The 14,854-nt window shown below is 41.4% G+C and carries 13 protein-coding genes and 2 other annotated features; all 13 genes read left to right on the top strand.

Going from position 1 to position 14,854, the window contains the following annotated elements:
- Positions 1-52: 52 nt before the first annotated feature.
- The 13 genes from MUN87_RS10165 (at position 53) to MUN87_RS10105 (ending at position 14,834) form a co-directional block, all read left to right on the top strand.
- Complete coding sequence (locus MUN87_RS10165; protein WP_244747657.1) at positions 53-868, top strand: LysM peptidoglycan-binding and 3D domain-containing protein; 816 nt, start codon at positions 53-55, stop codon at positions 866-868.
- A 177-nt stretch (positions 869-1,045) separates the two neighbouring features.
- Positions 1,046-1,246: a hypothetical protein gene (locus tag MUN87_RS10160; RefSeq protein ID WP_244747656.1), complete on the top strand. Its 201-nt coding sequence runs from the start codon at positions 1,046-1,048 to the stop codon at positions 1,244-1,246.
- Between the two features lie 259 nt (positions 1,247-1,505).
- Positions 1,506-2,795 (top strand): Gfo/Idh/MocA family protein, encoded by a 1,290-nt coding sequence (locus MUN87_RS10155; RefSeq protein WP_244747655.1) that lies wholly within the window; start codon positions 1,506-1,508, stop codon positions 2,793-2,795.
- Between the two features lie 351 nt (positions 2,796-3,146).
- Complete coding sequence (locus MUN87_RS10150) at positions 3,147-3,695, top strand: 3-dehydroquinate synthase II domain-containing protein (RefSeq protein WP_244747654.1); 549 nt, start codon at positions 3,147-3,149, stop codon at positions 3,693-3,695.
- Between the two features lie 84 nt (positions 3,696-3,779).
- Positions 3,780-4,017, top strand: a binding site (T-box leader).
- Positions 4,018-4,259: 242 nt separating this feature from the next.
- Positions 4,260-4,484 (top strand) — a binding site (T-box leader).
- A 140-nt stretch (positions 4,485-4,624) separates the two neighbouring features.
- A complete protein-coding gene (gene trpE, locus MUN87_RS10145) occupies positions 4,625-6,004 on the top strand; it encodes an anthranilate synthase component I (protein WP_244747653.1) in 1,380 nt (459 codons plus the stop codon).
- Positions 6,001-6,588 carry an anthranilate synthase component II gene (locus MUN87_RS10140; RefSeq protein ID WP_244747652.1) on the top strand — a complete coding sequence of 196 codons (588 nt, stop codon included), beginning with the start codon at positions 6,001-6,003 and terminating at the stop codon, positions 6,586-6,588. The genes trpE and MUN87_RS10140 overlap by 4 nt, the downstream gene beginning before the upstream one ends.
- Entirely contained in the window at positions 6,585-7,610 is a 1,026-nt protein-coding gene (gene trpD, locus MUN87_RS10135; RefSeq protein ID WP_244747651.1) for an anthranilate phosphoribosyltransferase, read from the top strand. Before MUN87_RS10140 ends, trpD begins: the two co-directional genes overlap by 4 nt.
- 1 nt (position 7,611) lies before the next feature.
- Complete coding sequence (gene trpC / locus MUN87_RS10130) at positions 7,612-8,391, top strand: indole-3-glycerol phosphate synthase TrpC (protein ID WP_244747650.1); 780 nt, start codon at positions 7,612-7,614, stop codon at positions 8,389-8,391.
- 3 nt (positions 8,392-8,394) lie between these two features.
- Positions 8,395-9,024, top strand: coding sequence for a phosphoribosylanthranilate isomerase (locus MUN87_RS10125; RefSeq protein ID WP_244747649.1), 630 nt, complete (start codon positions 8,395-8,397; stop codon positions 9,022-9,024).
- Positions 9,002-10,204, top strand: coding sequence for a tryptophan synthase subunit beta (gene trpB, locus MUN87_RS10120; protein ID WP_244747648.1), 1,203 nt, complete (start codon positions 9,002-9,004; stop codon positions 10,202-10,204). Before MUN87_RS10125 ends, trpB begins: the two co-directional genes overlap by 23 nt.
- Positions 10,197-10,991 (top strand): tryptophan synthase subunit alpha, encoded by a 795-nt coding sequence (gene trpA, locus MUN87_RS10115; protein WP_244747647.1) that lies wholly within the window; start codon positions 10,197-10,199, stop codon positions 10,989-10,991. The genes trpB and trpA overlap by 8 nt, the downstream gene beginning before the upstream one ends.
- Positions 10,992-12,206: 1,215 nt before the next feature.
- The gene (locus MUN87_RS10110; protein WP_244747646.1) at positions 12,207-13,817 is read left to right on the top strand and encodes a type 2 periplasmic-binding domain-containing protein; all 1,611 of its coding nucleotides are present in this window, start codon (positions 12,207-12,209) and stop codon (positions 13,815-13,817) included.
- Between the two features lie 66 nt (positions 13,818-13,883).
- A complete protein-coding gene (locus MUN87_RS10105) occupies positions 13,884-14,834 on the top strand; it encodes an ABC transporter permease (RefSeq protein ID WP_244747645.1) in 951 nt (316 codons plus the stop codon).
- Positions 14,835-14,854 lie beyond the last annotated feature (20 nt).

Here is a 14,854-nt window from a genome sequence, read left to right as displayed (position 1 = left end):
GTATTTTCTTGTGTTATAGTGGTGCTTGTCAACATGAAAGGAGGCAACTTTGATGAAAAAGTTTTTTGTGTCATTAGGATTTGCAGCGACTAGTTTCCTATTTGTGCTACCAGTATCGGCAGCAGAATATCAAGTAGAAAAGGGAGACAATCTTTGGTCCATTGCGGAGGAACATAAAACATCAGTTGCGGAATTAATGGAAACGAACAACCTGGAGTCAGACTTAATTTTTCCAGAACAGAAATTAGAGATAGATAAAGAATTAACTTACATTGTAGAAAAAGGTGACTCACTTAGTGAAATAGCAGTAGAACATGATGTAACAGTGAGTGATCTTAAAGAGTGGAATAATCTTGAAACAGATTTAATCATCATTGGTGAAAAACTAATGATTAAAGATTCTAAGAAAGCAACAGAAGAAGATACAGATCAGAAAGCTCAAACAAAGCAAACAGCTAAAGAGGACAAGCAGCAAGAAAGTACAAAACAAGAAAGCACTCAGGAAGAAACACCGGAAGCTTCTGAACCAGCAGTAGAACAAACAAACTCTGAGAAAGAAGCATCATCAGAAAAATCTGGTGAAACAATCAGTGTAAGTGCAACAGCATACACTGCACAATGTGAAGGTTGCTCTGGTGTAACAGCAACAGGAATTGACTTAAATGAAAATCCAAATATGAAAGTCATTGCTGTAGATCCAAATGTTATTCCACTAGGCTCAAGAGTCTATGTTGAAGGCTATGGTGAAGCTATTGCAGCAGATACAGGCGGAGCAATCAAAGGTAACAAGATTGATATCCACGTTCCAAACAAAGATGAAGCAACTGATTGGGGCGTACGAACAGTAGACGTCACAATCCTTGAATAATCAATGTAAGGCAACTTCAGCTCTCTCGTATATCGAGAGAGCTTTTATTTTTGCTTAATAGCAGAAATTGCTAAGTTATTCATCGTTAGACGTTGTATAAATCGCTATGTTAATCTTGAAATAGAAGGAACAAACTAATTCATTTTGTGACATTATATTGCTGAGGGGATGAGGTATATGCGATATAGAGGAAAGAAACAGGTAATGAGAACGTTGCTGTTGATGATATTGTTGTACTTTTTGTTAATTAAAGACAATGTAACTGTTTATATCGTGGGAATTATCATCTTTTTCACTATGGAGATAGCTCTTATATTATTAAACATATTTCAAAAAAAAGAGGATGGGACAACGTTAATGTCGATGATCATATATTAGGATAGCCTGATATCCATGTGCTCTCAACGCTTATTAGCATCAAGCTGTCATTACTGTGCAAGCCTTCATGAGTATCATAGACCTTTATATCTTGCCAGTTCGTTTATTCTCTAAATCTCCTAAACAAATAAATTCAAAAACATTTAAAAAAATTCACAGATTAAGAGTTGCTATTTTGCCATAAATACCTTATAATCTTAACAACGTTGTTATTTAAAACTGCAAGCGATTACAAAAACTTACATTGGGAGTGTTCGATTTGAAGAAAAAATATGTCCTAGTAGGAACTGGTGGACGTGCAGAATTCTTTTATGGTTCATTGGTGAGAGACTTTCAGGAAACAAGTGAATTAGTAGCTTTTTGTGACTCCAATCAGACAAGACTCGATTATGCCAATCAATTGTTAGTAGACAAATATAATGTAGAAGCAATTAATACGTATACAGCAGATCGATTCGATGAAATGATAGAATCCGAGAAACCGGACATTGTCATCGTTACATCCATGGACAGAACACATCATCGTTATATCATCAGAGCGTTGGAGTTAGGCTGTGATGCCATAACGGAAAAACCAATGACAGTCGATGCAGAAAAAACACAGGCCATTATCGACGCAATTGAGCGCACTGGACAAAATGTTCGGGTGACATTCAATTATCGTTATGCACCACATAATACCAAGATTCGTGAATTGATTCGCGATGACGTCATAGGAAAAGTCAATTCTGTTCACTTCGAATGGGCATTAGATACACAGCATGGGGCTGATTATTTCCGTCGCTGGCACCGTGATAAGCGTAATAGCGGAGGTTTGCTCGTGCATAAATCAACCCACCATTTTGACCTTGTTAACTTCTGGCTTAACACAGAACCTGAAACTGTGTATGCTACAGGTGGCTTGCAATTTTACGGGAAAGAAAATGCTGAAGAGCGCGGTGTTACGAAGTTTTATGAACGAGCGCATGGCAGTGATTACGCGAAGGACGATCCATTCGCGATTGATATGGAGTCCAATCCGCACTTAAAAGCGATGTATTTGGATGCCGAGAAAGAAGACGGCTATCACCGTGATCAGAGTGTGTTTGGTGATGGTATTAATATTGAAGATACATTAGGCGTCAATGTTACGTATAAAAATAAAGCAATATTAACGTATTCCTTAAATGCGTACCTGCCTTGGGAAGGATTCCAAATTGCTTTCAACGGAACGAAAGGGAGAATTGAAGTTGCAGTAAGAGAACAATCCTATATTAATTCCGGAGGAGAAAAAGGTGACGAAGGGAAACTGAAAGAGAAAACGATTCGTGTGCTGCCAATGTTTGGCGAACCATACGAAGTGGAAGTGGAAGAAAAAGAAGGAGGCCACGGAGGTGGTGATCCTGAATTGTTAAATGATTTATTCGGTGAACCGAAAGAAGATGAATTCAAGCGAGCAGCATCACATGTTGATGGAGCTATTTCCATCTTGACAGGTATTGCTGGTAATCAATCATTAGCAACAGGTCAAGCAGTAAAAATTAAAGATTTAGTAGATTTGAAGAGGTAAAATTAGAAAAAAACAGTCATTCGCCTCGTCTATTAGCGAGTACCGAAGTTTTTCTACCCTTTCCTACCATACAAATCAGGCTGTTGAATCCGCTTCAACAGCCTTCTGTTTTCTCCTATTGATCTTGGTCCGTTTGATACACTTCATCATTTAATGATTGGTCGGCATTCGTATAGCCGATTACACTGAAGCCGGTGATTAATAGAAGAAATAACACTACTAACAATTTTCTCATAGGTTACCCCTCCCATTTGTTTGTCAATCTAAGATATATTGTATATGATAAACCGTATAATAGCTATATAAATTCTGTGGAAATTTGTCACAAATTTGTGTATGGGAGGGAGAAATATGGATACATCTTTTCAGGAAGCAGAAATTATCAAAGTGGAATCAATTGGAGAAGGATCAAGAGTTTGCCTGGATTTTGTGGATGCTCTGGCCCCGACAGAAGGAATTTTGCTCGGGAATACCGGGCATGGCTACGTATTTGTATTAGCAGAGAATCGTTCTACAGATACATACCCTGCCAGACCTTTTCGGATTAATAGTGGTGCGATTCATCACTATGCCTTGAAAAGTGAGGACACTACTGCTTACTTAGCTGAATTACAACCAGGTCAAGTAATGTCTGTCTATAATGCGCAAGGTGAAATCAGACAAATCGCAATCGGCCGAGTGAAGGTGGAGAAGAGGCCATTGATGAGGGTCGTTGCAAAAGTTGGTGACACCGAGATCTCTGCGACACTGCAAGAAGCAGATAGTGTACATGTTTATGCTGCTGATGAAGGGGAGAAGCAAGCAATCACCTTACAGACTGGTGACCGGATTTTAGTGAAATTGGATCAGCCGGGCAGACACCTTGGACAAAAGATTGAAGAAGATATCGTTGAATTTTAACGTTGTGTAAATATTCAGAAAAATAATCAAAAGGCATTGACAAAAGATGAAGACCGTACTATGATAGTAACAAGATTTCATAACGTGTTGGCTTTGACGAAGAGAAGTAGCTTCTTCTTAAGCACTAAAGAGAGCTGATGGTTGGTGTGAATCAGCGTGCTGGAATAGTGAATGGACTTCTGAGCCCCAAACCGAACGAATTTCTAGTAGGCTTTGGCGAGATTTCCACTCGTTGCAAAGGGGTAGCGCTATATATGGCGTGATAAGAGAGCTGTATGAATCAGCTAATGAAGGTGGTACCACGGGTTTCCTCGTCCTTTTTATGGATGGGGGAACCCTTTTTGTTTATACGTTAGGAAAGTATAAAATTTTAGGCTATAGGATGTTCGCTGACAGAAACGGCCACGTCCGGCTCCAGCGCCCAGAGACTAGGCGACTTCGCGAAATCGCCCTACGATAAGTCATCATCGATTCGCAAGCTCACCGTGATTCCTTTATCTCAGTTGATTCGCTCCACTCGCTACGTCTCTAAACGGGCGCTTGCGCCTTTGTTCTAACAAAATAAAGAAATCGATGAGAAGGATTAGTACAATTTTCCGCTGTATCAAAGAGAGCCGGGGAGGCTGGGAACCCGGTATACATGGAGGTTGGAATGGACCTTTGAGAGTGGACTGGAAATGACAGTACAGCCCGCCGGCTAATCACCGTTAACCGATCAAGAGCGGAAGGCTGTCAACAATGATAGTCCTTCAAATAGAGTGGCACCGCGGAATCCGAACCGTCCCTATTTCCTACACAAGCGTATGGAATAGGGGCGTTTTTTTTGTTTATCACGGCGCTAACCGTCCGCTGATTGAAGTCTCACTTTATAGAACGTAAGGCAAGATCAACATATATACTTAAAAATTTGCAAAAAGGAGTCGAACAAGATGATTAATTATAAATCTACGATATTAAATGGGGATACGATCACACCGATCTCTGTCTTCAACCGCATCAAAGGAAAGAAAAAGTTCTTACTGGAAAGCTCCGTCAGTCACGGTGATAAAGGTCGTTTTTCTTTTATCGGCATTAATCCGTACAAAGAAATTATCGGTACGAAAGCAGAAACAACCATCATTGACTATAGCAAGGACACAAGAGAGACCATTCAGCAATTGCCGTTAGAAGTTGTCAAAGCACATATACCAAATCAGGAATTGCCATTACCATTTGTTTTCTATGGAGGGGCAATTGGTTATATCGGTTACGATGCGATCAGACAATATGAAGATATTGGCGCTCTGTTGGAGGATGAAATTGAGATGCCGGATGTCCACATGATGTTTTATCAGGATGTTATCGTCTTTGACCATAAGAAACAAGAAGTGACGGTCACGACCATTAACTTAGATGAAACACGAAATGATCAGCAATTAGAACAGCAACTCTACCAGCTGCAGGATCAAATTCTGACACCTGAGACGACGATGACGGACGAAGCGTTGCATGTCAGCTTCCAGCCATCGATTGAAAAAGAAAGATTCTTACAAATGGTTGAGTCCGCAAAACAACATATTATCGATGGTGATATCTTTCAAGTTGTTTTATCACAGCGGATGAAAGCAAGCTTTGATGCTGATCCTTTCACTTTTTACCGGAAATTACGAGTCGCTAATCCATCGCCTTATATGTATTTCATCGATTTTGAGGACTACATTGTGCTAGGTGCATCACCGGAAAGTTTGATTAAAACAACTGGTAAAGAGGTCGTGACCAATCCAATTGCTGGTACGAGACCAAGAGGGAAATCAGAAGATGAGGATCGTCAGTTCGAAACAGATCTGATCGGAGATGACAAAGAGCTTGCCGAGCACAAGATGTTAGTAGACTTAAGCCGGAATGATCTTGGTCGTGTTTGTGAGATTGGTTCGATAACGATTCCGAAATATATGACGATTGAGCGCTATCAGCATGTTATGCATATCGTTTCCGAAGTACATGGACAATTGACCGAAGCATACACAGGACTGGATGCACTAATTTCGGCCTTGCCAGCTGGCACCGTATCAGGGGCACCGAAAATTCGTGCCATGCAAATTATTAATGACCTGGAAGAAAAGAAACGCGGCGTCTATGCCGGTGCAGTTGGCTATATCAATATGAATGGTGATCTTGATTTAGCGTTAGCCATTCGCACCATGGTGATTAAAGGCAAGAATGCTTATGTACAGGCAGGAGCGGGCATTGTCTATGATTCTAATCCAGAATCGGAATATCAAGAAACATTAAATAAAGCAAAATCATTATTGGAGGTAAGTAAAAAATGATTCTCTTAATCGATAATTATGATTCCTTTACCTATAACTTATTTCAATACGTGTCAGAGCTTGGCAAGGAAGTCGAAGTAGTCCGTAACGACAGAATAACATTGGACGAAATCAGATCAAAGGAACCGGAAGCGATTATACTCTCACCTGGCCCAGGGACACCAGAAGAAGCAGGTATTTGCATTGATGTTGTCAAGCATTTGGCAACGGAATTTCCGATATTGGGCATTTGTTTAGGGCATCAGGCAATTGGAGCAGCATATGGAGCAACCATTAGTCATGCAGGTCAAATCAAACATGGTAAAACATCGATGATTCGTCATCAAAATGATGAAATTTTTCATTATTTGGAACAGCCGTTGGAAGTGATGCGATACCATTCTTTAGTCATTGAAAAGAACTCGATCCCAAGTGATTTGTTAGTGACAGCAACAGCAATGGATGATCAGGAAATCATGGCGGTCAAACACACGTATCTACCGGTTTATGGTTTGCAGTTTCACCCTGAATCGATTGGTACAGGGAAGGGGAAAAAGTTGTTAAATAACTTCTTTGAAGCGATAAGAAAGGAGAAAATATCATGAGGGATTTTTTGAATAAGGTAATTGCCGGAGAAGATTTGTCCTTGGAGGAAATGGAATTGGCAGCTCGACATATGTTTGCCGAAGACACAAGTGATATTGCAATTGGTGGCTTCTTGTCCGCTTTAAAAGCTAAAGGGGAGACATCAGATGAAATCACCGGCTTAGTCAATGTGATCAGGGAAAAATCTACACTGCAGCTGCCGGGAGAAATAGTAGGGGCAATCGATAATTGCGGCACAGGTGGCGATGGATCGCAAAGTTTTAATATTAGTACAACATCTGCCTTTGTGATTGCGGGAGCAGGAATTACTGTTGCCAAGCATGGTAACCGGAGTATTTCCAGTAAAACAGGAAGTGCCGATGTACTGGAACGTCTCGGGGTATCATTAGCCTTCACACCTGAGCAGACACAGGAGATCCTAAAGGAAAATGATATTGCCTTCTTATTCGCACCGAATGTACATCCAGCTATGAAACGGGTGATGAAAGCACGTAAAGAATTAGGCGTACCAACTATTTTTAATTTAATTGGTCCATTAACCAATCCGGTGGCATTAACTACCCAACTGCTAGGAACATACCGTCGTGACTCTCTTGATATCATGGCAAATGTCTTGCATAAGTTAGGACGGAAAAGAGCGTTAGTTGTTAATGGAGCAGGCCATATGGATGAAGCCTCTTTAGCTGGTGACAATCATTTAGTATTATTAGAAAGAGGAGAGATTATGCAATTCACGCTGCATCCCGATGAGGTAGGGTTATCTGTGGTGGATAACGAAGCGATCAAAGGTGGCGATGCGGAAGACAACGCACAAATCTTACGTGATGTATTAGAAGGGAAAGCAGGTCCGCATCGTGATACGGTTGTTTTGAATGCTGGACTTGGCATCTTCGCGAATGGAAAAGCAGAAACTGTTCAACAAGGAGTGGCGCTTGCTAAAGAATCGATTGATTCAGGTGCCGCCTTGCAAAAATTAGAAAACTTAATTGCCTACAGCAATAAAGTGAAGCAAGAGGTGTAATATGACAATATTAGATAAAATCTTAGCAGAAAAAGAAAAAGAAGTGGCACAACTAAAAGCAGAATATCAGCCCGGTACCATTCAGGGAAAACGAGTAAACATCTCACTGTATGATCAGTTTATGAATGCTGACTACATGAGTATTATTGCTGAAATGAAGCGAGCTTCACCGTCGAAAGGATTGATTAATGACGGAGTGGATCCTGCAGAACAAGGCAGTTTATATGAGAAATGCGGGGCTGGTGCCATTTCTGTTTTGACCGATACGCCTTTTTTTCAAGGCAAAATGGAAGACATGCAGGCAGTACGTGAAGCAGTCAGCATTCCGGTTTTAAATAAAGACTTTATCATCGATGAAATCCAGATTGATCGCGCTTATGATGCTGGGGCGAACCTGATTTTATTAATTGCTGCCGCCTTGCCGGAAGGCCGTTTAGCAACGTTATATCAGTATGCTGCCAATAAAGGTCTGGAAATTCTCTTTGAAGTGCATAACGAAGAGGAATTGAAGGTAGCACAGAAGATTGGAGCCAGCATCATCGGTATTAATAATCGTGATCTCAAGACGTTTGAGGTCGACTTAGCGATTACTGAGAAATTGGCTGAACGAATCGATACGAGCAAGACATTAGTAATCAGTGAAAGTGGTATGAAAGAAAAAGCAGATGTTGAACGAGTGAGGAATGCAGGAGCGCGAGGAATTCTCGTCGGTGAGACAATGATGCGATCCGCGAATGTAAAAGAAACCTTTGATCAACTTCGGGTTCCGTTAGGAGAATAAGTGATGACTCAAGTGAAAATCTGTGGTTTACAGAATCAACTAGCAATCGAGGCAGCTGCCGGCGCTGATTTTATCGGTTTTGTGTTTGCTAAGAGTACACGAAGAGTAACAATAGACGAAGCGACCGAACTGGCAAAATACGTTCCAGATGGCGTGAAGAAAGTGGGCGTTTTTGTTAATGAAAGCATGGAAACCATCCGAACGATAGCTGAACAAGTGAATTTGGACTATGTGCAACTGCACGGGGATGAGTCGCCTGCCTTTTGCCGGGACATTGGGTTGCCTGTGATTAAGGCATTTGAGGTGCGAGATCCAAGTGATTTAGAAAAGGTTGCACAGTACGACTGTGACTATTACTTGCTCGACAGTCCAGGCGGAAAGTACCGAGGCGGATCAGGTGAAACCTTCGACTGGTCCATTGCTAAGCAATATGATTTTCTGCAGAAACGAATTATTCTCGCTGGGGGATTAAGACCAGGGAACGTTCAAGAAGCGATCACAGAGGTTATGCCTCATGGTGTAGATGTTTCGAGCGGAGTAGAGACAGATGGTGAGAAAGATCTAGACAAAATACATGCATTTATAGATGCAGTAAAGAAAGGTGATAAAGATGGCATATCAAGCACCAAATGAAACAGGTCATTACGGTGAATACGGAGGACGTTTTGTTCCGGAAACGTTAATGCCCGCTGTATTAGAATTAGAAAAGGCATATAAGGAAGCGATTCAGGATCAGGCATTCCTAGATGAATTCGATTATTATTTGAAAGAATATGTGGGACGCGAAACACCGTTGTATTATGCAGAACGTTTTTCTAAAAAATTGGGAGGACCTAAGATTTACTTGAAGCGTGAAGATTTAAATCATACAGGTGCTCACAAAATCAATAATGCATTAGGACAGGCGCTGTTAACCGTACGAATGGGTAAGAAAAAAGTAGTTGCTGAAACAGGTGCAGGACAGCATGGTGTTGCGACGGCAACAGTTTGTGCTTTATTAGGGTTAGAGTGTGTAATTTTTATGGGGAAAGAAGATGTCAGAAGGCAGAAGCTTAACGTGTTCCGGATGGAATTGCTAGGAGCGAGAGTCGAAAGTGTTGATCAGGGTAGTGGTACATTGAAAGATGCGGTGAATGAGGCGTTACGTTACTGGGTAACGAATGTGGAAGATACGCACTATATTATTGGATCTGTTGTTGGTCCACATCCATTCCCGCAGATTGTGCGTGATTTCCAAAGTATGATTGGTTCAGAAACGAAAAAGCAAATACAGCAAAAAGAAGGACGATTACCAGATGCGGTTGTTGCTTGTATCGGTGGAGGCAGTAACTCGATGGGAATGTTCTATCCGTTTGTGGAAGATGACGATGTGCGTCTATATGGAGTCGAAGCCGGTGGAAAAGGCGTCGAGACAGATAAGCATGCTGTCACATTACAATACGGGACTAAAGGGATGCTGCACGGTACCATGACGTATCTGTTGCAGGATGAACATGGCCAGATTCAAGAGGCTCATTCGATCTCAGCAGGTCTCGATTACCCAGGTGTAGGTCCTGAGCATAGTTATCTGCGAGATATTGGGCGCGTCAATTATGTTCACATTACTGATCAGGAAGCATTGGAAGGCTTGCAGGAGCTGTCACGGATAGAAGGAATTATCCCGGCATTGGAGAGCTCTCATGCGATTGCCTATGCGATGAAATTGGCAAAAGAAATGAAAGAGGATGACGTGATGGTGATCTGCTTATCCGGCAGAGGCGATAAAGACGTAGAAACGGTAAGAGATGCATTAGGGGGTGAAGCAAATGGGTAAGGCAAAATTAGAGCAAGCTTTTAATCGTGTTTTAGATCGTGGAGACAAAGCATTTGTACCCTACATTATGGCTGGTGATGGCGGTCTTGATCAGTTAGACGAACAATTGAATTTTCTTGAAGAGGCAGGAGCAACAGTAGTCGAATTAGGGATCGCTTTTTCCGATCCGGTAGCGGATGGTCCGACGATTCAAGAGGCAGGTTTACGCGCATTGGAAAATGGTGTTTCGCTTCACGCCGTGCTGGAGAAGTTACAGGAAACGAAGCAAACTCGTCAGATTCCGATTGTCTTAATGACATATATCAATCCGATTCATACGTATGGTATCGAACGTTTTGCAAAGGCGTGTGAAGAAGCGGGAGTAGATGGACTGATTATTCCAGACTTACCTCTTGAAGAAGAGGGGATGATCGTACCGACACTTCATGATCACGAAATTGCCTTGATCCGGCTTGCGGCCTTAACGAGTACAGAAGAACGCCTAACCGAAATTGCAAAACGGACGGAAGGCTTCTTGTATGCTGTGACAGTAACAGGTACGACTGGTGCAAGAGCATCTTTCCAAGAGAATCTGGGTGAGCATCTTGCGTCCTTACGAGAAAAAAGTAATGCACCTGTACTTGCAGGTTTCGGTGTATCCACCCCCGAACACGTCCGTTCGTTAACGGAGCACTGTGATGGTGTAGTTGTCGGAAGTAAGATTGTTGACTCTTTACACCGAGGCGACCGAGCAGGCATTGAGGAATTGATAAAATCGGCCCAGATAACTTCTCAGCAGATTAAATAAGCGGAGACTGAAAGAAGTATCCTAATCTATGAATAGCTGAACATAACCGGAGTTGTATGAAACAACCAACGTGTTATGTTCGGCTTTTTTTGTGTATGGATATACTGAGAAGTAAGTTCTAAAACAGATCTAGAAAAAGCGTGATCAGACGAATAGGAAAACATTTTATTTCGATTGGGTCATTTTGATATTTTTAATGTGCTTGGCAAAGCTCCGGAAATAGGCTCCGCGTCCTGTGGGCACGGCTTCAGCTAGGCTACTACTTGAAATAACATCTGTGCTGCCTTGTGCCGAGGAAGCTTACATCGAAGCGATACTAGAAGACACAGGCACAGACCAAGTGGATCTTCAGCTCGCGCTGATTCCACGGGAGTCTTCGCCTATTTCCTACGCTTAAGGGAAGTGCTACAACGATTGCAATAAACAAAAGCAGCAGTTCTAGGCATTATTCTAGTAGTAGTGTAGGATGAACGTTTATGAATAACACTCAAAATACTACAACCTACATCAGTTGTAGAGCCTAAATATTAGCGTAGGCCAACCACGGAGACTCCCGCGGGATTGTGCAGGTGCTGGAGATCCACAACGTCTGCACCTGTGTCTTCTAGTAAAGCTTCGAAGTAGGCTTCCTCGGTGCAAGGCAGCAAAGAAGTATTTCGGGTAGTAGCCTAGCTCCAGCCGTGCCCCGCAGGACGCGGAGTGGTTGGACGGAGCGGTATCCCAGCACATTATCTATTTCAAAATGATCTCATCGCTAAAGTCTTTTTACTTCGCAGTATGCTTCAACTTGAATTCACACAAGCATCCGGGAACGCTCTGTTAGTTTTTGTTAATAAAATAGTTAAATAAAACCGGTATAATATACTTAATGTTCAATGAATAGTCATAATTTCTGATCTTACTTAATAGAATGATAAAGTATAAAATAGGACAAGTATGTGCTATGAATCTAAAAAAAAGATATGTTTTTACAAAAAAAGTGAATTCACACAATCCCCTTATAGTGGCATACTGTAAATAAGTTCTATTGCAATAGATCCACAATTTGTACGAACAACATTACTTAAGGCTATTTGTCTTCATTTTTTTACTGATGTATGAAAGCGATAACAAAAGTACAGCGGGATTGTGCATTGTTTGGCTAATTAACAAAATAATGTGTATCCTGTTGGAAGTCATTACCTTATTGAAATAATTAATTAGGGGGAGTTTAGCTTGAAAAAGAAAATAGTATTGTTCATTTTTGTTGGTTTGCTATTGTTCCTTGCTGCTTGTAGTAATGATGAAGCTAGTAATGAGCCGGAGGAAACGGAAGATGGAAGAGTGGTCCTTACAGGTTTAATTACGAAGCACCCGTTAACGAAGGAATTAAAAGATATGGAATGGTTAGAAGAAGTCGAGAAAAAAGCTGGTGTAGATATAAAGTGGGAGGAAGTAACAGCTGATTGGGATCAGAAAAAAGGTGCGATGTTAGCTGGTGGCGATATTCCAGACATTATTGTCGGTCCTAATGCGATTACAGACGCTGATTTTGCTCAATTCCCAGGACTTTTTGAAAATTTAAAACCGTTGATTGAAGAAAACGGCGCTAACATTCAGGCCATGTTTGAACAACAGCCCAAAACCGAAATTCTTTCCACGCAGTCAAACGGAGATATTTACGGTTTATCGAAATACCAACGTTTTTGGCCAGATACAGCGACTATGCAGTTTATCAATCAGCAATGGTTAGATAATCTGGGATTGGAAGTCCCGACAAACTGGGATGAATTATTTGACGTATTGATGGCGTTTAAAGAAGAAGATGCAAATGGTAACGGTGATCCTAATGACGAAATACCAATGGACTTTTCTCCTGTTGGTGAAGGCGGATTTGGTTACTTCCAGCCGACCGTATTACTTGGCAGCACTGGCATGACGATTACCGGCGGCGGTGGCCAAGGATATTTCTTAGAAGATGGCGAAGTGAAGAACTTCTTCACAGATGATCGTTACAAGGACTTAGTGTCTTCCCTTCATAAATTGTACGCGAACGGCCTAATTAGTGAAGAAGCCTTTACCCAGGACTATTCACAGTACCAGGCAGTAGCACGTGGTGAAGGAGAAAATGCGAAAGTAGGTTATACATTCGGTTGGGAAAAGACAGACCGTTTCGGCTTACAAGTTGCCGATCAATATGTCTCGTTTGCTCCGATGAAACAGTCAGCTGACTATCAAGGTGACGTATCCTGGTCCTATGATTACGACAACTTGAATTACGGTGTCAATTTTGTTCAAATGTCTTCCCAAACAAGTAATAAAGAAGCTGCGATGCGCTTTATCAATGAATTATACGATCCAGAAGTAAGTTTACAAGTATTATTTGGTTCAATTGGACCGAATATTGAAAAAACAGGCGATAATGCTTACAAAGTGTTAGCTCCACAAGACGAAGAAATGGATCCTGGTACGTGGAAATGGACGTCTTCATGGGCAGATAATGGTCCGATGTATATTGCAGATGACTTAGAAGTGGAATTACCGACGGATATGCAGTCTGTAGATGAACAGCAGGCACCATTTAAAGAGGTATTTGAAACCGTAGATGAAAATGACGTCTTTCCAGGTATGATGCTGAAGTATTCAGAAGAAGACAACAACAAAATGACATTAGTAAATACTGATTTTATGAACCTTGCCATCTCCAAATTTGGTGAATGGATCACATCAGGTGGAATTGATGAACAATGGGATGATTATGTGAAACAAGTAGATCAAATCGGTCTTCCATCCAACATTGAGATTATTCAAAGCTACTATGATGATTACAAAGCACAATTAGATTAAGGAAAAAAATCAGACGAGAGAGATATCACGAAGTGGGTATCTCTCTCTTACAAAGGAGAGTCGGGAATGGCCTTTGCACAAGCAACCAAATCAAAAAGTGTATCCCAACCTAAAAAAGCCACTATTTTGAATACGTTTAGAAGAGACTATCAGCTTTGGCTTATGATTCTACCTGCGATCATCTGTGTCATTATATTTAATTATATCCCGATGTACGGTATTCAGTTAGCTTTTCGTAAATATGATTTCACAGCTGGTTTAACGGGTGGAGAATTTGTTGGGTTTCAGTATTTTATTCAGTTTTTCAATAGTCATCTTTTCTGGGATTTAATTCGTAATACATTATTGATCAGTATCACGACCATCGTCGTCGGATTTCCGGCACCGATAGCGTTAGCGCTTCTGGTCAACCAAATTCGCTGGAAAAGAGGAAAACGGATTTTGCAAACGACGGTCTATCTGCCACATTTTATTTCGATTGTGGTATTGGTAGGGTTGTTAAACGTGATGTTATCGCCAAATACCGGTGTACTTGGTCTATTATTAGCGAAGCTCGGCGTTGAAGGGAATTTACTCGCTTCGGTCAATGCGTTTATTCCTATTTATGTGTTATCAGATGTCTGGCAACATGTCGGCTGGAACAGCATCATCTATCTCGCCGCACTGGCTTCGGTAGATCCGCAGTTGTATGATGCAGCCAAGATAGATGGGGCAAATCGTTGGCAGATCATTCGCAATGTAGAGATTCCGGCCATTATTCCGACAATTGTCATTTTATTAATTCTGAACATGGGAACCGTCATCAGTACCGGATTCGAGAAAATCTTCCTCATGCAGAACAGTCTCAACCTGCCAATATCGGAAGTCATCGAAACATACGTTTATAAAACGGGGATCATGTCCAATCAGTTCAGCTATGCTGCTGCGATCGGATTATTTAATACAATGATTAACTTTATGATGCTGGTAGTGGTCAATACGATTGCCAAAAAAGTGGCACGTATCAGCCTGTGGTAAAAATGTGTAAAGGAGGACAA

This window comes from Gracilibacillus salinarum, from assembly GCF_022919575.1.
GTDB lineage: Bacteria > Bacillota > Bacilli > Bacillales > Amphibacillaceae > Gracilibacillus > Gracilibacillus salinarum.
Note: the sequence above shows the minus strand (reverse complement) of the source record. Positions and strands in the feature narration are given on the sequence as shown.